The 19,997-nt window shown below is 64.1% G+C and carries 16 protein-coding genes; 7 read left to right on the top strand and 9 right to left on the bottom strand.

The window, feature by feature from the left end; genetic code table 11:
- Positions 1 to 88 precede the first annotated feature (88 nt).
- Positions 89 to 331: a hypothetical protein gene (locus tag E0473_RS07695; RefSeq protein WP_137680295.1), complete on the bottom strand. Its 243-nt coding sequence runs from the start codon at positions 329 to 331 to the stop codon at positions 89 to 91.
- 246 nt (positions 332 to 577) lie between these two features.
- Here E0473_RS07695 and polA point away from each other — a divergent pair, with 246 nt between their 5' ends.
- On the top strand, positions 578 to 3,412 hold the full coding sequence (polA, locus tag E0473_RS07700; RefSeq protein ID WP_137680296.1) for a DNA polymerase I: 2,835 nt from the start codon (positions 578 to 580) through the stop codon (positions 3,410 to 3,412).
- Between the two features lie 43 nt (positions 3,413 to 3,455).
- Complete coding sequence (locus E0473_RS07705) at positions 3,456 to 4,577, top strand: mechanosensitive ion channel family protein (RefSeq protein ID WP_137680297.1); 1,122 nt, start codon at positions 3,456 to 3,458, stop codon at positions 4,575 to 4,577.
- 23 nt (positions 4,578 to 4,600) lie between these two features.
- Here the strand turns inward: E0473_RS07705 and E0473_RS07710 are convergent, their stop codons facing one another.
- The gene (locus E0473_RS07710) at positions 4,601 to 6,907 is read right to left on the bottom strand and encodes a CDC48 family AAA ATPase (RefSeq protein WP_137680298.1); all 2,307 of its coding nucleotides are present in this window, start codon (positions 6,905 to 6,907) and stop codon (positions 4,601 to 4,603) included.
- 409 nt (positions 6,908 to 7,316) lie between these two features.
- Here E0473_RS07710 and E0473_RS07715 point away from each other — a divergent pair, with 409 nt between their 5' ends.
- The 4 genes from E0473_RS07715 to E0473_RS07730 all read left to right on the top strand — a co-directional run bounded on the left by E0473_RS07715 (position 7,317) and on the right by E0473_RS07730 (position 10,759).
- On the top strand, positions 7,317 to 8,039 hold the full coding sequence (locus E0473_RS07715; protein ID WP_137680299.1) for a CoA transferase subunit A: 723 nt from the start codon (positions 7,317 to 7,319) through the stop codon (positions 8,037 to 8,039).
- 6 nt (positions 8,040 to 8,045) lie between these two features.
- A complete protein-coding gene (locus E0473_RS07720) occupies positions 8,046 to 8,699 on the top strand; it encodes a CoA transferase subunit B (RefSeq protein ID WP_137680881.1) in 654 nt (217 codons plus the stop codon).
- A 7-nt stretch (positions 8,700 to 8,706) separates the two neighbouring features.
- The gene (locus E0473_RS07725; RefSeq protein WP_137680300.1) at positions 8,707 to 9,393 is read left to right on the top strand and encodes a glutathione S-transferase family protein; all 687 of its coding nucleotides are present in this window, start codon (positions 8,707 to 8,709) and stop codon (positions 9,391 to 9,393) included.
- Positions 9,394 to 9,484: 91 nt separating this feature from the next.
- Positions 9,485 to 10,759, top strand: coding sequence for a spinster family MFS transporter (locus E0473_RS07730; protein WP_137680301.1), 1,275 nt, complete (start codon positions 9,485 to 9,487; stop codon positions 10,757 to 10,759).
- Here E0473_RS07730 and E0473_RS07735 read toward each other — a convergent pair.
- The 7 genes from E0473_RS07735 to hisS all read right to left on the bottom strand — a co-directional run bounded on the left by E0473_RS07735 (position 10,743) and on the right by hisS (position 19,228).
- Positions 10,743 to 11,963 carry a DUF418 domain-containing protein gene (locus tag E0473_RS07735; protein WP_137680302.1) on the bottom strand — a complete coding sequence of 407 codons (1,221 nt, stop codon included), beginning with the start codon at positions 11,961 to 11,963 and terminating at the stop codon, positions 10,743 to 10,745. The genes E0473_RS07730 and E0473_RS07735 overlap by 17 nt on opposite strands.
- 21 nt (positions 11,964 to 11,984) lie before the next feature.
- Positions 11,985 to 13,235, bottom strand: a complete 1,251-nt coding sequence (gene metK / locus E0473_RS07740) for a methionine adenosyltransferase (protein WP_137680303.1) — start codon at positions 13,233 to 13,235, stop codon at positions 11,985 to 11,987.
- 50 nt (positions 13,236 to 13,285) lie between these two features.
- Positions 13,286 to 14,890: an apolipoprotein N-acyltransferase gene (lnt, locus tag E0473_RS07745; protein ID WP_137680304.1), complete on the bottom strand. Its 1,605-nt coding sequence runs from the start codon at positions 14,888 to 14,890 to the stop codon at positions 13,286 to 13,288.
- Between the two features lie 8 nt (positions 14,891 to 14,898).
- Positions 14,899 to 15,699: a DUF4167 domain-containing protein gene (locus E0473_RS07750; protein ID WP_137680305.1), complete on the bottom strand. Its 801-nt coding sequence runs from the start codon at positions 15,697 to 15,699 to the stop codon at positions 14,899 to 14,901.
- Between the two features lie 266 nt (positions 15,700 to 15,965).
- The gene (prmC, locus tag E0473_RS07755; protein ID WP_137680306.1) at positions 15,966 to 16,793 is read right to left on the bottom strand and encodes a peptide chain release factor N(5)-glutamine methyltransferase; all 828 of its coding nucleotides are present in this window, start codon (positions 16,791 to 16,793) and stop codon (positions 15,966 to 15,968) included.
- Complete coding sequence (gene prfA / locus E0473_RS07760) at positions 16,790 to 17,857, bottom strand: peptide chain release factor 1 (RefSeq protein ID WP_137680307.1); 1,068 nt, start codon at positions 17,855 to 17,857, stop codon at positions 16,790 to 16,792. The genes prmC and prfA overlap by 4 nt, the downstream gene beginning before the upstream one ends.
- A gap of 111 nt (positions 17,858 to 17,968) precedes the next feature.
- Positions 17,969 to 19,228 (bottom strand): histidine--tRNA ligase, encoded by a 1,260-nt coding sequence (hisS, locus tag E0473_RS07765; protein WP_137680308.1) that lies wholly within the window; start codon positions 19,226 to 19,228, stop codon positions 17,969 to 17,971.
- 222 nt (positions 19,229 to 19,450) lie between these two features.
- On the opposite strand from hisS, the gene ppa reads away from it, so the two are divergent.
- Positions 19,451 to 19,984 (top strand): inorganic diphosphatase, encoded by a 534-nt coding sequence (gene ppa / locus E0473_RS07770; protein ID WP_137680309.1) that lies wholly within the window; start codon positions 19,451 to 19,453, stop codon positions 19,982 to 19,984.
- The last annotated feature ends 13 nt before the right edge of the window (positions 19,985 to 19,997 follow it).

A 19,997-nucleotide genomic window follows, 5' to 3' on the forward strand; every position in this document is an offset into this window, starting at 1 on the left:
CGGTTGCCCGGCCATATATAAAGCGCACAAACGAAAAGAGGCGCGACCCGCAGGTCGCGCCTCTTCGCGTAACACGCTGAGTAAGGAATTACTCGGCAGCGCTGTCCACGGTTTCAGCGGTCGAATCGACCATTTCCATGGCGCTATCAGCAGCCGAATCAACCATTTCCATGCCCGAGTCGGCAGCCGAATCGATCATTTCCATGCCGGCGTCGGCATTGGCTTCGGCGTCAGCCATCGAGCTGTCGACGGGTTCTTCGGCGCCTTCCGAGCAAGCCGAAAGGGTCAGGGCAGCGCCAGCAGCGGCGGCGGCGAGGATGATCTTGCGCATAATAATAAATCCCCAAAAACAGAGAAATCATGGCCAGGCAGATGCCGGGCCAGAGCGGCAAAGCGCTCGCTCTGGTTGCCCAAATAAGGCCACAATCTGGTCCACGCAAGAAGAATAAGGCAAGAATGCGGCGAACCGAGCCCCAATCATGGCCGGAATGTGGCAAAAATGGCGGATTTCGGCCAATCGCCGGATGACGATTCTTTGCGGCTGACCGGCCACAAACCGCGTGCTAGCTACCGCGCCATGGCCGACAAACAACATCTCTATCTGGTCGACGGTTCGGCCTATATCTTCCGCGCCTATCACCGGTTGCCGCCGCTCACCAACCCCGAGGGAACGCCAGTGGGCGCGGTCTATGGCTATACCACCATGCTGTGGAAGCTGGCCGACGATCTCGACAAGGCAGTGGGTCCGACGCACATGGCGGTGATCCTCGACAAGTCGAGCCACTCGTTCCGCAACGAGCTTTACGACCAGTACAAGGCCAACCGCCCGCCCCCGCCCGAAGATCTCAAGCCGCAGTTCCCGCTGATCCGCGATGCCACCCGCGCCTTCTCGTTGCCCTGCATCGAGGAGGAAGGGTATGAGGCCGACGATCTCATCGCCTCTTATGCCCGCGCCGCGCAACGCGAAGGCTGGGATGTGACCATTGTTTCGTCGGACAAGGATCTGATGCAGCTGGTGGGCGAGGAGAACGGCGCGCGCATCGACATGCTCGATACCATGAAGGACGCGCGGATCTATATTCCCGAGGTGGAAGAAAAATTCGGTGTCGCGCCTCAGCTGGTCGGCGATGTGCTCGCGCTGATGGGCGACAGCGTGGATAACGTACCCGGCATCTACGGCATCGGCCCCAAGACCGCGAGCAAGCTGATCGCCGAAAACGGCTCGCTCGCCGCTGCGCTCGATGCGGCACCCGAGATGAAGAAGTCGAAGCTCAAGGAGCGGCTGCTCGAAGGGCGCGAGATGGCCATGCTCAGCCGCGAGCTGGTGGAACTGAAGAGCGACTGCGCGCTGCCGGTGCCGCTCGAGGATATGAAGCTGGGCGGCATTCCGGCCGATCCGCTGGCCGAATTCCTCTCGCTGCATGGCTTCAACTCGCTGCTCAAGCGGCTCGGCGCGGGCACGGGGAGCCCCGGCAGGCCCACCAACCTCAACCCCGCCAAGGCCGATCACAACGGCGAGGCCGCTTCGACCCGTGGCGATGCGCAGGACTTGCCCGAATGGCCCGCGGTCGATCGCTCGGCCTACGAATGCGTGCAGACGATGGAGCGGCTCGAACACTGGATCGCCCGCGCCTTCGCCGCGCGCGAAGTGGCCTTGGACACTGAGACCTCGGCGCTGGATTCGGTGCAGGCCGAGTTGGTCGGCATCAGCCTCGCGCTCGGGGCGAACGATGCGTGCTATATCCCGTTCACCCATGGCGGCAGCGACATGTTCGATGAAAAGCCCGAGCAGGTTGCGATTCACGAGGCGCTGGCCGCGCTGAAACCGCTGCTTGAAAGCGATGCCGTCCTCAAGGTCGGGCAGAACATCAAGTACGACCTCACCGTGCTCGCGCGCCACGGCATCACGGTCGCCCCGATCGACGACACCATGGTGATGAGCTTCGCAATGGATGCAGGCCGCTCTGAAGACGGGATCGGCGGCGGCCACGGAATGGATGAGCTGGCCGAACGCCACCTCGGCCACACAACGATGAAGTTCAAGGACGTCTGCGGCACGGGCAAGAAGGCAATCCCCTTCGGCGAGGTGCCGCTCGACAAGGCGACCGAATATGCCGCCGAGGATGCCGATGTAACCTGGCGGCTCCACCAGATCATGCGCCACCGCCTGCCCGGCGAAGGCGCGACCCGGATTTATCAGCGGGTGGACCGTCCGCTGATCGCTGTGATCGCCGGGATGGAGCGCGAAGGCATCAAGGTCGACCGTGCGGCGCTGGCCAAGCTGTCCGAACGCTTTGCCACCGAAATCGCGCGGATCGAGGGCGAGGTTCACGAACTCGCAGGCCAGGAATTCACCATCGGCAGCCCCAAGCAGCTGGGCGATATCCTGTTCGACAAGCTGGGCTACAAGGGCGGGCGCAAGGGCAAGAGCGGGCAATATTCGACCGACCAGGCCATTCTCGAAAAGCTCTCGGGCGAAGGCGCGGAGATCGCTGACAAGGTGCTTGAGTGGCGGCAGCTCTCGAAGCTCAAGTCCACTTACACCGACGCCTTGCAGGCCGCGATCAAGCCGAACACCGGCCGCGTCCACACCAGCTACAGCCTTGTCGGAGCGCAGACCGGGCGGCTTTCCAGCACCGATCCTAACCTGCAAAACATCCCGATCCGAACGGAGATAGGGCGCGAGATCCGCAAGGCATTCGTCCCCGAAGAAGGCAACGTTCTGCTGGCGGCGGACTATTCGCAGATCGAGCTGCGCCTCGCCGCGCACATGGCCGACGTGCCCGCGTTGAAAGAGGCCTTCGCCGAGGGCGAGGACATCCACGCCCGCACCGCGCAGGAGATGTACGGCGAGGTAACCCGCGATACCCGCGCCGCCGCCAAGACAATCAACTTCGCGATCCTCTACGGCATCTCGCGCTGGGGGCTGGCGGGCCGCCTCAAGGTCGAGCCCGACGAAGCGCAGGATATGATCGACCGCTATTTCCAGCGCTTCCCCGGCATCCAGCGCTATATCGCCGAGACGCTCGAAAGGGTGCGCGAGAAGGGTTATTCGGAAACGCTGTTCGGCCGCAAGACGTGGTTCCCGCGCATCAATTCGAAGAACCAGGCCGAACGGCAAGGGTCCGAACGCGCCGCGATCAACGCGCCGATTCAGGGCACGTGCGCCGATATCATCAAGCGCGCCATGGCGCGGATGCTGCCTGCTTTGGCCGATGCAGGCCTTCCGCAAGTGCGAATGCTGTTGCAGGTGCATGACGAACTGGTGTTCGAACTGCCCGAAGGCGACGTGGAAGCGGCAAGCAAGGTCATCCGCGCAGTGATGGAGGGCGCCGCTTCGCCTTCGGTAAGCATCAGTGTGCCTCTAGGGGTCGAGATCGGCCACGGGGCAAGCTGGGACGCGGCGCACTAGCCACCGGGTTGATGTTGCAGCGCAACATGCTTAGCTTGGCGTGATGCAACCGCTAGCCGACAGGTTCTCCGCAAGCTGGCCACAGATTGGCGAGGCCCTGATTTACGGGGCCGTCGGCATTGCCGTCGCGCTGATCGTACACTGGCTGATCTTCGGCCTGCTCACCCGCATCACGCGTTCGAGCAAGAGCCTGTCTGACGGGGCAATCGTAAGCTCGCTGCGCAGCCCGTCGCGCTGGTCGATGGCCGCGCTCGGCCTTGTGCTGGCTGCGCGCGAGACGCCTTTGCTGGAGTCTGCGTGGGAGAAAATCGCTGGCTTTGTGATGCCCGCGCTGATCGGCTGGATGGCGCTGGCGATCTTGCGCGCACTGGTGAAGTCGGCCGAGATGCACCTCGATCTGGATGCCGAGGACAATCTGCGCGCGCGCCAGAAGCAGACGCGGCTGCGCATCCTTTCGCGCATTGGCACCTTCGTGGTGATCTTCATCACCGTGGGCCTGATGCTGCTCTCGATACCCGGCGTGCGCGATATCGGGGTGACGCTGATGGCCTCGGCGGGCCTCGCCGCGCTGGCGGTGGGCGCGGCGGCGCAACCGGCGCTGAAGTCGCTGATCGCGGGGGTGCAGATGGCGCTGACCGAGCCGATCCGGCTGGGCGATGCGGTAATCGTCGGCGACGAATGGGGCTGGATCGAGGATATCCGCACCACCTACGTGGTGGTGAAAGTGTGGGACGAGCGGCGGCTGGTGGTGCCCACAAGCAAGTTCCTCGACGAGATTTTCCAGAACTGGACCAAGACCACCGCGCAGCTGCTGGGGACGGTCTATCTCTATGTGGATCCGGCGACCAAACTCGACCCAATCCGCACCAAGTTTCTCGAACTGGTGGAGAGCAACACACGCTGGGACGGGCGCGTGAGGCATATGCAGATCACCGACCTGACGCGCGACGCCATCGAGGTCCGCCTGCTGATGACGGCTAAGGATTCGCCCACACTATATGATCTGCGCTGCGACATTCGCGAGGCGCTGATCCAGTGGCTCGCAGCGCAAATGCCCGAGGCGCTGGTGCGCTCGCGGGTTATTTCGGTGGGCGCGGATGGCGAGCCGCTAGGCGCGCCTTCGGCTGAGGCGCTGGCGCAAATGGATGGTGGACCGACCGCCTAGCAGTCGGCCCGAACATCCCGAGTTTAGTGCTTCGAATCGCGCGTGCTTTCCACCATGCCATCGGTGATGAAGCCGATCGGACGCACTTCCAGCGCTTTTCTTTTCAGCTCGCCCTTCATCTTCGCATATTCGGCGTCCATCTGCGGGGTCACCGTGGGGCGCGAGGCCTTGAGGGCTTCGGCGAAGTCCGCCGCGCTCACCGTGTCGGGCGCGGGGCTCGACCGGCGAATGGCGGCAAGGCCCGCGCGGCGCACCACGTCCTCAAGATCGGCACCGGTGTAGCGCTCCGTCTCCCCCGCCAGCGCGGCGAGATCGACATCATCCGCAAGCGGCATGTTGGCGGTGTGGATCTTGAGGATATGCTCGCGGCCAGCCTCGTCGGGCGCGCCGACATAGACCAGCTCGTCGAAGCGGCCCGGACGCAGCAGCGCCGGATCGACCAGCGTCGGCCGGTTGGTCGCACCGATCACCACGATGGACGACAATTCCTCCATCCCGTCCATCTCGGCGAGGATCGTGTTGACCACCCGCGCCGTCACCTGCGGCTCACCCGCACCTGAGCCGCGCGCCGGAACCAGCGAATCGATCTCGTCGATGAAGATGACGCACGGCGCCACCGCCCGCGCGCGGGCGAACATCTTGGCGATCTGCTGCTCGCTCTCGCCATACCACTTAGAGAGCAGGTCGCTCGACTTCATCGAGATGAAGTTTGCCTCGGCCTCCTTGGCCACGGCCTTGGCGAGCAGCGTCTTGCCGGTGCCGGGCGGGCCATAAAGCAGAAAGCCCTTGGCGGGGCGAATACCCAGCCGCTCGAACGCCTGCGGGTTGCGCAAAGGCAGCTCGACGCCTTCCTTGAGCGATTCGATGGCTTCATCAAGCCCGCCTAGATCGGACCAGCCGACCTTGGGCGCCTGCACCATCACCTCGCGCATGGCGCTAGGCTGGACGCGCTTCAAAGCCTCGCGGAAGTCGCCCTTTTCGACGCACAGTTCCTCCAGCACCGATGGCGGAATTTCGCGCGCGTCGAGATCTAGCTTCGGCATCAGCCTCCGCACCGCCTCGATTGCCGCCTCGCGGGTGAGCGCGGCAAGATCGGCCCCCACGAAACCGTGCGTCGAACGCGCCAATTCCTTGAGATCGACGCCCTCACCCAGCGGCATCCCGCGGGTGTGAATGCCGAGGATCTCGCGCCGACCGCCCTCGTCGGGCACGCCGATCACGATCTCGCGGTCGAACCGGCCGGGGCGGCGCAGCGCCTCGTCCACCGCATCGGGGCGGTTGGTGGCGGCGATCACCACCAGGTTGGTGCGGCTCTGCAAGCCATCCATCAAGGTGAGCAACTGGGCCACGAGCCGCTTTTCGGTCTCGCCCTGCACGTTCTGGCGCTTGGGCGCGATCGAATCGATCTCGTCGATGAAGACGATGGCGGGCTGGCTGCGCTCGGCCTCCTCGAACACTTCGCGCAGGCGCGCCTCGCTCTCGCCATAGGCCGAACCCATGATTTCGGGGCCGTTGATGGCGAAGAACTCGGCATCGCTTTCGTTCGCGACAGCCTGCGCGAGCCGGGTCTTGCCGGTGCCGGGCGGGCCATGCAGCAGCACGCCGCGCGGCGGATCGACGCCCAGCCGGGTGAACAGCTCGGGATAGCGCAGCGGCAGTTCGACCATCTCGCGCAGCTGCTTGATGGTATCTTCCATGCCGCCGACGTCGTCATAGTTGACCGTGCCACGCCCGCGCTTGGGCTCCTCGAACTCGGCGCGCAGCTCGATCTCGGTCTGGTCATCGATGGCGACGATGCCCTTGGGGCTGGTGGAGACCACCTGCAGGCGGATCTCCGTCAGCGCATAGGCGGGCGTGTTGAACAGGCGCCGCACTTCGGGCGGTACGTTCTCGACCGGCTGCTGACCATGGGTCGCCACAAGGTCTCCCGCCGTCAGCGGCTTGCCTGCAAACACGCGCTTCAATGCCTCGGTCGGTCCTTGCAGGCGCATCTGCTTCTGCGCAGGCGCGAAGACTACACGGGTGGCCGCGCGCGGTTGCGCACGGCGCACCTCGACATGTTCGCCCGAGGCGGTCTCGGCATTGCCGCGCTGGAGGCCATCGAGCCGGATCACCTGCAGGCTTTCGTCTTCGGGATAGGCGGCCATGGCGATGGCGGCGGTGGTGCGTTTGCCTTCGATCTCGACCGGATCGCCCTCGGTTATGCCGAGCGCCTGGAAGGCCGCGCGCGGCATCCGCGCAACCCCACGGCCCGACTCGTCCTGCCGCGCAGCTGCGACCTGCAAACGTGCCGTCCCCGCTGCGGTGTCGAGCGTGTCACCATCTGCCATGCTGTGAAAAACCTTCCCGTTCGCTACTGATGTCAGAAAGCTAGGAAGCCCTGCGGCCCATTGCAAACACGTGGGCACGCGTCTGCCGCGAGACAGGCAGAAAAAAAGCCCGGCTGTTGCCAGCCGGGCTTGGAAAGTCTTGGGAGAGGATGCCTGAAAGGCAGTTCGTATTTGCAACCGATCACTCCATTTCGCAAGTGCGAAAAGCGCAAGGATAGTTGCGCGACACGCAACATAGGTCAACACAAGCAATTCTCGGCTCAAGATTTGGCCTCTTCGGCAAGGCGCGCCGGGCCGATTGGAGGCAATCGGGCGTCGCGGACCGATTTTATGCTGCAGCACGGCATCGAAATGCCTATGACGCATACCCAATCGCCCAAGATGGAAACCTACCCTTCGGGAGCCACCTGTGAACAAACTCTACCCCTCCGCCGAGGCCGCGCTTTCCGGCCTGCTGCAAGACGACATGCTGATCGCCTCGGGCGGGTTCGGCCTCTGCGGCATTCCAGAGCGTCTGCTCAAGGCGATCCAGGCCTCGGGCGTGAAGGGTCTCACCTTCGCCTCGAACAATGCCGGGATCGACAACGAGGGCATCGGCATGTTGCTGCGCACGCAGCAGGTGAAGAAAATGATCTCGTCCTATGTGGGCGAGAACAAGGAGTTCGAGCGCCAGTACCTCTCGGGCGAGCTGGAGGTAGAATTCTGCCCGCAAGGCACACTGGCAGAGCGGATGCGCGCCGCCGGTGCGGGCATTCCCGGCTTCTACACCAAGACCGGCGTCGGGACCCTGGTGGCCGAGGGCAAGGAGGTGAAGCAGTTCGCCAATCGCGAGGGCGAGTTGGAGGACTATATCCTCGAACTGGGCATCTTCGCCGACCTTGCGATCGTGAAGGCGTGGAAGGCCGACGAAACGGGCAACGTGGTGTTCCGCAAGACCGCGCGCAACTTCAATGTGCCCGCCGCCACCTGCGGCAAGGTCTGCGTGGTCGAGGTGGAAGAAGTGGTGCCGGCAGGCGAGCTTGATCCCGACCAGATTCACCTGCCGGGCGTCTACGTCCAGCGCATGATCGTGGGCGCGCCCTACGACAAGAAGATCGAATTTGTGACCACCCGCGAAACGGAGATGGGATGAATGACCATGAATGATGGACTGACCAAGGGCTGGACCCGCGACCAGATCGCCGCCCGCGCTGCTAAAGAGTTGGAAGATGGCTTCTACGTCAATCTTGGCATCGGCATCCCCACCCTCGTGGCGAACCACATCCCCGACGACATCCACGTCACGCTGCAAAGCGAGAACGGGATGCTCGGCATCGGCCCCTTCCCCACCCCTGACAAGGTCGACGCCGACCTGATCAACGCAGGCAAGCAGACGATCTCGCAATTGCCCCACTCGGCCTATTTCGATTCGGCGCAGAGCTTCGCGATGATCCGGGGCGGCCATATCGATCTCACCGTGCTGGGCGCGATGGAAGTCTCCGAAGGCGGAGACATCGCCAATTGGATGATCCCCGGCAAGCTCATCAAAGGCATGGGCGGGGCGATGGACCTGGTGGCAGGTGTGAAGAAGATCATCTGCGTGATGGAGCATGTCTCCAAGCATGGAGAGCCCAAGTTCACCCCCGAATGCTCGCTGCCGCTGACGGGCCAGAACGTGATCGACATGATCATCACCGACCTCGCCGTGTTCCAGCGGCCCGACCATTCCTCGCCGTTCAAGCTGATCGAGCTGGCGCCGGGTGTGACGGCTGACGAGGTGGCGGCGAAGACGACCGCGCATTACGTGGTCTGAGCCGCGCATGGCCTACACGCTGATCACGGCCAACCGGAACTATTCGAGCTGGTCGCTGCGGCCGTGGGTATTGATGAAGGCGCTGGGCATTGCTTTCGCGGATCGGGTCGAACCGTTCACCCGGCCGGTGAACTACGAGGCCTTCCGCGGCTTCTCGCCCACCGGGCAGGTGCCAGTCCTGCTCGATGGCGAACGGACCGTCTGGGATTCGCTCGGCATTGTCCTCTATCTTGCCGAGCGTCATCCCGGCATCTGGCCGCAAAAAGAGGAGGCGCGCGCCTTCGCTATGTGCGGCGTGGCCGAGATGCACGGCGGCTTCTCTGCTTTGCGTAACGAGTGTACGATGAATGTCGGGGTGCGGGTCGAGAAAGGTCCGCTCTCGCCCGCGCTGGCGAATGACCTGGCACGGCTGCGCGAGCTCTTCGAAAAGGGGCTCGATCGCTTCGGCGGGCCATGGCTGGCCGGGCCTGAGTTCAGCGCGCTCGATGCATTCTTCGCGCCGGTCGCCTATCGCATCCGCACATACGGCCTCGATGTCGGCAAGGGCGCGGCATGGGTCGAGCACGTGCTTGCCCATCCGGCGATGCTGGAGTGGGAGCAGGTCGCTCTCACCGAAGGCTGGCGCGAGGCAAGTCATGAGGAGGAGCTGGCCGCCTCCGGCACGCTGACGGCGGACTATCGCCAAGCGGGATAATCCATTTCGCTTCATAATAGTTATAAAGAATTGCACTTTTGCGCAGAGCCATGCGACAAGGCGGAAAAAGGGAGAGAGGACCCGCCGCCGGATGTTTACGCGCAGCAAATCGCCGTGGCTGGCGCTTGTCGTCATGGCCGGCATAACCACCATTGGCTTTATCGACCGGATCGTGGTCAACGTGCTGGTCGAGCCGGTCAAGGCCGAGTTCGGCCTGAGCGACAGCCAGGTATCGTTGATGGCCGCCGCATTCACCGCGCTCAACATCTTCGCCGGTATCCTGATCGCCCGCAAGGCCGAGAGCGCCACGCGCACTCACCTGATTGCTCTTGGCACAGTGATCTGGTCAGCCGCCACGGCGCTGTGCGCAGGCGTGTCCAGCTGGTTCCAGCTGCTCGCCGCGCGCATGGGTGTGGGGTTGGGAGAGGCGATCGGGCTGCCTTCGGTGCAGTCGGTGGTGGCCGACTATTTCCCCCCGCGTCGGCGCGGGTTTGCGATGTCGGTGCTGATGATCGCGCCGCCACTGGGCGCGCTGATCGGGTATGTCGGCGGCGGCGCAATCGCGCACCACTTCAGCTGGCGCTACACCTTCCTGATCGCCGCCATTCCCGGCTTCGTGCTGGCGCTGCTCGTATGGCTGTTCGTCTCCGAGCCACGGCGCGGCGTCCACGATGCTGGCGGCGCCGAGGCTCTGGGAGAGGACGTACCCAGCTTTCGCGAAGTGCTCGCCCGGCTGCTGGCGTTGCCCAGCGCGCGCAACATGATCTTCGGATCGACCTTTGCCGCGATGCTCGGCTTCGGGATGAACTACTTTTTCACCTCCCTGATGATCCGGCGCTTCGGGCTGGGGCTGGCCGAGGCGGGGATGTATTCGGGCCTGATCGCCAGCGCGCCCGCCATGCTTTCGGTGCTGGTATCGGGCTGGCTGGGCGACAAGTTCGGCGAGAAGACACCGGCGGCCTATGCGCTGGTGCCAGCGGTGTGCCTGCTGTTCGCGGCTCCCGCCTACTATTTCGGGCTCAGGCTGGAGGAGCTTGGCCTGTTGCTGGCGGTGATCAGCGTCGCGACTTTCCTCGGCTTCGGCTATCTGGGCATCACGTATGCCGCGCTGCAAAACCTGATGCATCCGCGGATGCGGGTGACGGGCTATGCCGTGCTTCAGGTGTTTTATGGAGTGGCAAGCGCGGTCGGGCCGATCATCGTCGGCACGCTCAGCGACACGCTAAGCGCAGAGCTGGGTCCGCAGAGAGGGCTAACGATGGCCATGGCGTTGACCGGCGCGTTCTATGTGATCGCATCCGCGCTCTATTTCCTCGCCGCGCGCACCTCTGCCCGCGATCTGGCGCGGGTTAACGCGGCAGCCTGATCGGCAGCGGTTTTAGCGCTGCGAGCGAACGCCACAGCCACTCTGCAGGGCCTTGCCGGAAGCGGTTCAGCCACAGCGGCGAGACCACCAGCATCAGCGCCACCGGGATCAGCCCGAGCGCCAGCGTCTGCGCGCGCGTGACCATGCCGAACAGCCCCAGCCCCCAGGCCGCGAACAGGCCGGCGAAGACGAAGCTGGTGCCGAGGTAGTTGGTCAGCGCCATCCGGCCCACCGCCGCCCAGCGCCGGGTCGAGGCTCGCGCCGCCAGCGGCCCACCGAACAGCGCCATGGCCAGCGCGGCATAGGCGATGCCCAGCATCATGTCGAAGGGGGCGGAGAGGACCAACGCGTTAAAGGCGGTGACAATGGCGTCGAACCCGGTAAAAATCGACCATGCGGCCATGGCAGCCAAAGCGACAAGGCTCGGCAAACCCAGCCATGCGGCCAGCCGCAACAGCCGCCGCTGCGGCCACTGCCCTGCCAGCAGTCCGCTGCGCCAGGCCGTCACGCCCACCAGCATGGCCGCGAGCGTGGACGGAATCTGCGCGGCGATGGCGGTGAATTGCAGCGGCCAGTCGTTCATCCGCCGCACGATGCGTTCGGGCAAGCTCTCCTGCCACTGCGCGATGCTGGCGGCGATCACTTGCGGATCGGCTCCGAAGCGCCGCTCGACCTCGGCCATGCCCGACATGTCGGAGGTAAGCCCGCTTGCCAGCGCGTGCCAATATCGCAGCCAGGCCCAGGCGACATAACCCGACACGGCCAGTTGCCCCAGCATCAGCGCCGCGGCCCCGATCAGCAACCAGCGTAGCGGCAGGCGGATCAGGAACGGCAGCAGGCAGCCGATTACAGCATAGGCACGCAGCACGTCGTTATTGGCGAGCAGCACCGCATGGGCCAGCGCGATTACGAAAAGAGCCGCCATCCGGGCATAGTGTGCGCGCCACGGGTGCGCCCCACCCCGCTCGATCAGGATCGTTACCCCGACGCCGAACATCATCGCGAACAGGGTGCGAAACTTGTCCTCCACCAGCAGGAAGCTGAGCGCCCATAGTCCGGTAGCAAATGGCCCGTCGCCGCCATAAGCACGCGGGTTGATATAGGCGGCGGCGGGCATCGCATAGGCGATGACGTTCATCGGCACGATGCCCGCCACGGCCACGCCGCGCAGGGCATCGAGTGCCGCGATACGGTGGCGGATCATAGCGCCCGCCACCGCGCGTAGTTAGGCGATTGCAGCCTTGAGATCATCGACGAGGTCGGTCCGCTCCCACGGGAACAGGTCGCCCTCGGCCTTACGCCCGAAATGGCCATAGGCCGCGGTCTGGCGATAGATCGGCTTGTTGAGACCGAGCCCGGTGCGAATACCGCGCGGGGTCAGCCCACCGAGCCGCGCCTTGGCGACTTCCCACACGGCTTTTTCGATCTGCTCGTCGGCCACGGTGCCGGTGCCGCTGGTGTCGATGTAAAGCGAGAGTGGCTCGCTCACGCCGATCGCGTAGGACACCTGGATCGTGCACATCTTGGCAAGGCCAGCGGCAACCACATTCTTGGCGAGATAGCGCGTCACGTAGGCGGCCGAGCGGTCGACCTTGGTCGGGTCCTTGCCCGAGAAAGCACCGCCGCCGTGCGGCGAAGCGCCACCATAGGTGTCGACGATGATCTTGCGCCCGGTCAGGCCAGCGTCGCCATCGGGGCCGCCGATCTCGAACTTACCGGTCGGGTTGATGTGATAGACGGTTTCATCGGTGAGCAGCTCAGCCGGAATCACCGCGGCAATCGCGCCCTTCACATAGTCGCGCAGCTCGGCATATTTGGCTGCATCGCCGCCGCTCTTGCCGTCCTTTTCCCAGGGCTCGCAATAGTCCTTGGCGTGCTGGGTCGAGACCACGATCGCGGTGGCGCAGACGGGCTTGCCCGCTTCATAGCGCAGCGTAACCTGGCTCTTGGCATCGGGCTCAAGGAAAGGCGCCGCACCCGAGTGGCGGTCTTCGGCCATCTTGTGCAGGATCTTGTGACTGTAATCGAGCGTGGCCGGCATCAGATCGTCGGTCTCGTCGTTGGCGTAGCCGAACATGATGCCCTGATCGCCCGCGCCTTCGTCCTTGTTGCCAGCGGCATCGACGCCCTGCGCAATGTCGGCACTCTGCGGGTGGAGGTGATTTTCGAAGGTCAGGTTCTGCCAGTGGAAGCCGTCCTGCGCGTAGCCGATCTGCTTCACCGTATCTCGCACCACGCGCTGGATTTCCTCCTGCGCGCCCGGCTCCCAGTTGCCGTCGGTGTCGATCATGCCCTTGCCGCGCACCTCGCCCGCCAGCACCACAAGCTGGGTGGTGGTGAGCGTCTCGCAGGCAACGCGCGCCTCGGGGTCTTTCGACAGGAATAGATCGACGATAGCATCGGAAATCTGGTCGGAGACTTTATCCGGATGGCCTTCGGAAACGCTTTCGGAGGTGAAGAGATATGTGTCACGCATTGTCGATAGAGCTCCCGTAAGACTGTGTTTCGCTTGGGCGGCGAGCGGCTCTAACCGGCCTGTCGCCGCATGGCAATCAGCCCTGCAAGTAAGGCCACTGCGGCCCATGCCAACCCCAAGACATTGCCAAAGCGGGAAAACAGCGTGGGCGCAGCAGCGGCGGGCACTTTGCCGTCGATCCGCCCTTCGATTCGCATCCCCAGATGCTGGCGCACCACGCCATGCGCGTCGATCACGCCGCTGATGCCGGTGGTGGTGGAGCGCAGCACCGGAAGCCCCTCCTCGATTGCCCGCATTCGCGCCTGGGCGAAGTGCTGCGGCGGACCGAAGGCGCCGAACCAGCCGTCGGTCGAATCGTTGAAGATATAGTCGGGCCGGGTGCCTTTCTCGACCACCTCTCCCGAGAACACGATCTCATAACAAATCTGGATCGCCGCCTTGCCATAGGTGCCAAGATCGAGCGTGCGCGGCCCCGGCCCCGGCCAGAAATCGATCGCCCCGGGCACCAGCCGCGACAGACCGAGCGGCTCAAGCAGCCAACGCATCGGCAGATACTCGCCATAAGGCACCAGATGGGCCTTGTAATAGCTGCCCACGATTGCGCCCTCGTCGTCAAGCACGGTCACCGCGTTGCGCGCACCAAGCGCACGGATCAGGCCATCCTTTTCTCCGATCTCGAGATCGACTGCGCCGGTCATCAGCAGCGCGTTCTCGCCTATCACACCGGCCAGTCGCCGCCGCGCCAGCATCGGACTGCCGAAGGCCGTGGTGCTGTCATAGTAGCGCTGCGGATAGCCTTCGCGCAGGTAGTCGACCATGCCGCTTTCGGGCCAGAGCACGATACGCTGCTCGCCTGGTGTCTTCGGCAGCGAATTGGTGGCGAGACGCCAGAAATGATCCTCGTAAAGCGTGGGCTCGTGAACATCGCTCTGAGCGATATCAGGCTGAGCGATGGTGAGTGAAAGGTCTCTATCATGCGGCGCCGGTTGCGGCAGGTACATGCCCGCGGCGAGTACCGCCGCCCCGCCTGCAAGCAAACCCCAACGCCGCGAACGCGCAGCCGTGACCAGCGCCCAGCCAAGCAGCATGGCAAGGCCCGACAGCGCATAGGTGCCCATGAATGGGGAGAGCAGCGCCAGCCCCGGTCGCTCGAACGGGCCGAGCAGCACCATGGCAAACGGGTTCCAGGCATAGCCGGTAAAAACCCAGCTGCGCAGCCATTCGGCTACGATCCAGCACCCGGCGAAGATCAGCGCAAAGCCCCAGCCCGGCCCCATGCGGACAAGCGCGCGTCCGGCAGCTGCGGCAATGGCAGGATAGACAGCGAGGTAGACCGACAGCAGCGGCACCGCGATCCAGCCGAGCACCGCAGGCATTTCGGCCTGATAGGTGAAGGCCGTGGCGATCCAGCTGTTGCCGAGCGTAAAGTGGCCCATGCCGAACAGCCAGCCGAGCAGCGCCGCCTCGCGCCAGCCCGAGCTGCGGGCCACGATCAGCGCGAACAGCCCGGTGGCCAACAGCGCCAACGGCCATAGTCCGAGCGGCTGAAATCCGGTCGCCGCAAGAACGCCCAGAGCAAGCGACCACAAACCGGCCCGGCGCGGCTGGTTGGCGAGCAGGAACAGTCCGCGGTCAGTCTGTGCGGAGGCGACCATCGCCCAAATCAGCCGACGGCTTCGAGCGCCTCTTCACCGCCTTCATCGCGCCCTTCGTCGCGCGGCGTGCGCGGACGGCGAGTGCGGGTGGCACGCGGCTTGGCCTTGGGCTTTTTGGCCTTGGCATCGTCGGTTGCCTCGGCGTCGTCCGACTCGCTGTCGTCATCGTCGGAGTTGCGGGCGATGGCGGGCGGCAACATGCCGGGATCGAGGCCGTTATCCTCGTCCTCATCGCTCTTGCCGTCGTCGCTGTCGTCGCTCTCGGCGGCACGGGTGCGGCGGCGCGGTGCGGCAGCCTTCTTCGGCTTGCGTTCGGCGCGAGCGGGGGTGAACGGGTTGTCACCGTCGTCCTCTTCGCCCTCAAGCCCCTCGTTGCCTTCCTCGGAACTCTTGTCCGATCCGTTCTCGGACCGCTCACGGCGCGGACGACGGGCGTTATCGCGACCCCCATCACGAGCATTATCACGGCCGCTATCGCGCTTGCTCTGCTCTTCTTCGCCGCGTTCGTCCTCGTTCTCGTCATCCGAGTCGCGATCGTTGCTGTTGCGGGCGCGGTGTTCATCCTTCTGCGCCTTGGTATCGGCGATGACGCGGAAATAGTGATCCGCGAACTGAAGGTAGTATTCGGTCTGCACGCGGTCGTCGTTCAAGGAGGCGTCGTGCGCCAGCTTCTTGTACTTCTCGAGCATCTGCGGCGCATTGCCGCGAGCCCGCGAATCGATCCGGTTGTTTGCGTTTCCGCCGCTTCCGCCGCCACGATTGTTGTTACCGCGACCGCGCCGACGATTGTTGTTTCGATTTTGATTCAAGAGAAATCCGCTTCCTCATTTCGGCCAAGTCTGAAAAGCTGTTCCATGCTGAAAGCTAGTCTGCCCTGCGGCCACATGACCCTTCGTGCTGGCACCAACCGTGGTGCGCATTCCCGCTGTTATTCTTCTGCCAGTGCTGCAATCCGGCAGCATTTGCATAAGAATGTCTGGGTAGGCCTGTCAGGTGCAGGAATTATCCTCTGCACCCAAGGCTTGAAGAAATGGTTAGAGGTTCGCGAAGACTTTGCCAAGCCCCTATTGCAGGATCATCGCCTGAGAACGAGCGCTCTGGGCCTTTCGGCCAGATCGCGCCGCAGTTCGGTGGCAAATCCTTCAGCTCTCGCCAAGGCACTCACAGCCTCGGCCTGTTGCCATCCGATCTCGACCACGACCACACCGTTTTCAGCCAGCAGGCCGCGCAGTTGCGGAATTAGCACGCGATAATCGTCAAGCCCATCGGCGCCGGCGAACAGCGCTTCGGCAGGTTCCCAGTCTCGCACCTGCGGGTCAAGCGCAGCATCGGCTTCGACATAGGGCGGGTTGGCGAGGACGAGATCGAACTTGCCGAGGCCGTCAGCCCAACCGGGACGGGTCCAGTCGGCCGCGATAATCTCTGCGCGCTCTGCCAGACCAAGCGCCTCGGCATTCGCCTGAGCACAATGACGCGCGACTTGTGAAGCGTCGATCCCAATACCCTGCGCGGCCGGGCGCTCGGACAGAAATGTCAGCAGCAATGCGCCCGATCCTGTGCCGCAATCGAGCACACGTGCATCGGGGCGGGCATAGTCGAGCGCGGCCTGAACTGTAGGCTCGCTGTCGGCGCGGGGGATCAGCACGCCGGGGGTGACCGCAAAGGGGCGGCCGTAAAATTCCTGTTCGCCAATGATGTAAGCAACGGGCTCGTGCGCCGCGCGCCGTTCGATCAGCGCCGCGAACGCGCCTGGTTCTCGCGCCTGCATATGGCGCAGGAACAGGTCCGAGCGGTTGACGCCCAGAACATGCGCCATCAGCAATTCGGCATCGAGACGGGCGGTGTCGGTGACCTCGGCCAGCCGGTCGGCCGCCTCGCGCAATGCCTGGGCGACGGTGCTCACTTCCCCATCGCGGCGAGCCGCTTGGCCTCGTCTTCCGCCGTCAGCGCATCGACCACTTCGCCCAAGGCGGTGCCCGCCAGCACCTCGTCGAGCTTGTGCAGCGTGAGGCCGATGCGGTGATCGGTCACGCGGCCTTGCGGGAAATTGTAGGTGCGGATGCGCTCCGAGCGGTCACCGCTGCCGACCATCGCCCGGCGCGCGGCGGCTTCCTCACCCTGCGCTTCCTCGCGCATCTTTTCGTAGAGCCGCGCGCGCAGCACCTGCATCGCCTTGGCCCGGTTCTTGTGCTGGCTGCGCTCGTCCTGCTGGATCACCACGAGCCCGCTCGGCAGGTGGGTGATGCGCACCGCCGAATCGGTGGTGTTGACGTGCTGGCCCCCCGCACCCGAGGCGCGATAGATGTCGATTTTGAGGTCGCCATCGTTGATCTGAACATCGACTTCGGTCGGCTCGGGCAGCACGGCCACGGTCGCCGCCGAAGTGTGGATACGCCCGCCGCTTTCGGTGACCGGCACACGCTGGACCCGGTGGACGCCGCTTTCCCACTTGAGCTTGGCGAACACGCCCTGTCCGGTGACGTTGGCAACGATTTCCTTGAAGCCGCCCGCGTCCGACGCATTCATCGAGACCGGCTCAACCTTCCACCCGTTCTCGCTGGCGAAGCGTTCGTACATGCGGAACAGGTCGCCAGCGAACAGCGCGGCCTCGTCGCCGCCGGTGCCGGCGCGGATTTCGAGCATGGCGGGGCGCTGGTCGGCCTCGTCCTTCGGCAACATGGCAATGGCGAGCGCATGTTCGGCCTCGGGCAGGGCCTTTTTCAGCGCGGCGAGTTCGTCCTCGGCCATGGCCTTCATCTCGGGATCGGCGAGCATCTCGGTGAGCCCGGCGATCTCCTCGCGCATGGCCTGCACCTCGCTCGCGGCCTTGGCGACAGGTTCGAGTTCGGCATAGTCGCGGCTGGCCTGCACGAAGGCCTCGCCCTCAAGCTGGCCCGAAGCCATGCGCGCCTCAAGCTCGGCAAAGCGTTCGGTGATCTGGCGGAGGCGTTCTTCGGGTATCTGCACGGGGTTCTCTAATTCGTCGTCCCGGACTTGATCCGAGACCGCGCTTGTTTAGGCGGGCCTTGCCAATGTGAACAGCCCAGCCCCGGATCAAGTCCGGGGCGACGGTGGGGGTTAAATGTTGTGCCTCATAGCGTTCCACGCTGCCTCAACCTCAGACGCCTTCGGATTGGAACCACGAAAGTTGGAGGTCACACCTTCAACAGACGTTCGTAACGAAACGATTGCACTCGCAGGGGTCTTAACCGCTTTGTCGAAACGCTTCCTCGGTGAACCACTCGCGATGAGATCAGCCGAAAAACCTAGCTCGCGGAATTTTGCCAAAGCGCCAATAGCTTTCGGTATCATGTCATCGGATTCAGCGACGACTATCACGTCCGTAGCGGTAGGCTCTTTCTCACCCACAAGCATCGCCAGCCGCTCGATCCCCGCTGCCCAGCCGACCGCCGGGGTATGAGGTCCCCCAAGGGAGTACAGCAAGCCGTCGTAGCGCCCGCCACCGAGTATCGTGCTCTGGCTGCCGAGCGCCGCCGCTGCCGCCGAACCTTCGTCTGGGATGAACTCAAAGGCGGTGTGGCGATAGTAATCCAGTCCACGCACGAGCCCCTCCGCGCGCGTCCAATTGACCCCCGCCGCATCGAGGCCGCTGGTGACAGCATCGAAGAACATGCGGGCCTCGTCAGAGAGGAAGACATCGATCTTCGGCGCATCGGCCACGAACTGACGATCACGCGGGTCTTTCGAATCGAGGATTCGCAGCGGGTTCTTCTCCAGCCGCTCCTGCGAATCCTCGCTCAGTTCGCCACGCACCGCCGCAAAGTACTCGATCAATGCGCGGCGCCATACTTCACGGCTGTGAGCATCGCCCAGTGTGTTGAGGTGCAAGGTCACGCCCTCGATCCCCAGCTCGCGCAAAAGCTGGTCGGCCATGGCGAGCAATTCGACATCGGCCTGCGGCTCGCCCGCGCCGAGGATTTCGGCGTCGATCTGGTGGAACTGGCGATAGCGGCCCTTCTGCGGCCGCTCGTAGCGGAACAAAGGCCCGTGCGTCGCGACCTTCAGCGGCGCGTGCTGCTGCCAGCCGTTGGTGAGGAACGCGCGCGCAATCCCCGCCGTGAACTCGGGCCGCAAGGTGAGCGATTCCCCGCCCCGATCCTCGAACGAATACATTTCCTTGGAGACCACGTCCGTCGTCTCGCCGATGGCGCGGCTGAAAACCTCGGTCTTCTCGAAAACCGGCATCTCCACCCGGCGAAACCGATACAGTTTGCGCACGCGCTCGAACGTTTCGACCACGAAGGCGAAGGCCTCGGCGTCGGGGCCAAAAATGTCCTGCGTGCCGCGAATGGCCTGCGGCGTTTTGATCTTGCTCATGGGGTGGGGCGTTTAGGAGGTGGGGCAAATTTGCGCAATCTCCTCCTCCGCCGAGCGCCTGAACTGCCCGCCATTTTCATCCCGTCGCGCAGACCAGACGCATTGTGGCACACTGCACAATTGCCTCTCGCAATCGCACAATCGTTGGGCTAGTCGGCACTCCGAGTTCGCCCACGAACACAAAGTCTTGCCTGTTTTCTTCACCAGAGGAACCACAACTCCATGCGCATCGAACACATCCCCACCGGCGACAATCCGCCCGAAAGCCTGAATGTTCTGATCGAGGTGCCGGTCGGCGGAGAACCGGTGAAGTATGAATTCGACAAGCAATCGGGCGCGCTGTTCGTCGACCGCATTCTGCACACACCGATGCGCTATCCGGCGAACTATGGCTTCGTGCCGCACACGCTATCGCCCGATGGCGATCCGCTCGATGCGCTGGTCGTGGCGCGCAGCCCGTTCATTCCCGGCTGCGTGGTCCGCGCCCGCCCGATCGCGGTGCTAAACCTCGAAGACGAGCATGGCGGCGACGAGAAGCTGCTGTGCGTGCCGGTCGATTCGACCTTCCCCTATTACCGCGACGTCACCGAAAAGGGCGACCTGCCCGAAATCGTGCTGATGCAGATCGAACACTTCTTCACCCACTACAAAGACCTTGAGAAGGAAAAGTGGGTGCGCGTGGGCACTTGGGGCGGCGCCGATGAGGCCCGCCAGGTGGTCCTCGAAGCAATCGAACGCTACAACGACGCCAAGTAAGCGCCAAAACAAC

It is taken from the genome of Aurantiacibacter suaedae (assembly GCF_005434915.1).
Lineage (GTDB): Bacteria > Pseudomonadota > Alphaproteobacteria > Sphingomonadales > Sphingomonadaceae > Alteraurantiacibacter > Alteraurantiacibacter suaedae.

What these genes read in the sequence shown, in the direction of transcription:
- E0473_RS07695 (WP_137680295.1), bottom strand. Translation starts at nt 331, where the DNA reads ATGCGCAAGATCATCCTCGCCGCCGCCGCTGCTGGCGCTGCCCTGACC.
- polA (WP_137680296.1), top strand. Translation starts at nt 578, where the DNA reads ATGGCCGACAAACAACATCTCTATCTGGTCGACGGTTCGGCCTATATC.
- E0473_RS07705 (WP_137680297.1), top strand. Translation starts at nt 3,456, where the DNA reads ATGCAACCGCTAGCCGACAGGTTCTCCGCAAGCTGGCCACAGATTGGC.
- E0473_RS07710 (WP_137680298.1), bottom strand. Translation starts at nt 6,907, where the DNA reads ATGGCAGATGGTGACACGCTCGACACCGCAGCGGGGACGGCACGTTTG.
- E0473_RS07720 (WP_137680881.1), top strand. Translation starts at nt 8,046, where the DNA reads ATGAATGATGGACTGACCAAGGGCTGGACCCGCGACCAGATCGCCGCC.
- E0473_RS07725 (WP_137680300.1), top strand. Translation starts at nt 8,707, where the DNA reads ATGGCCTACACGCTGATCACGGCCAACCGGAACTATTCGAGCTGGTCG.
- E0473_RS07730 (WP_137680301.1), top strand. Translation starts at nt 9,485, where the DNA reads ATGTTTACGCGCAGCAAATCGCCGTGGCTGGCGCTTGTCGTCATGGCC.
- E0473_RS07735 (WP_137680302.1), bottom strand. Translation starts at nt 11,963, where the DNA reads ATGATCCGCCACCGTATCGCGGCACTCGATGCCCTGCGCGGCGTGGCC.
- metK (WP_137680303.1), bottom strand. Translation starts at nt 13,235, where the DNA reads ATGCGTGACACATATCTCTTCACCTCCGAAAGCGTTTCCGAAGGCCAT.
- lnt (WP_137680304.1), bottom strand. Translation starts at nt 14,890, where the DNA reads ATGGTCGCCTCCGCACAGACTGACCGCGGACTGTTCCTGCTCGCCAAC.
- hisS (WP_137680308.1), bottom strand. Translation starts at nt 19,228, where the DNA reads ATGAGCAAGATCAAAACGCCGCAGGCCATTCGCGGCACGCAGGACATT.
- ppa (WP_137680309.1), top strand. Translation starts at nt 19,451, where the DNA reads ATGCGCATCGAACACATCCCCACCGGCGACAATCCGCCCGAAAGCCTG.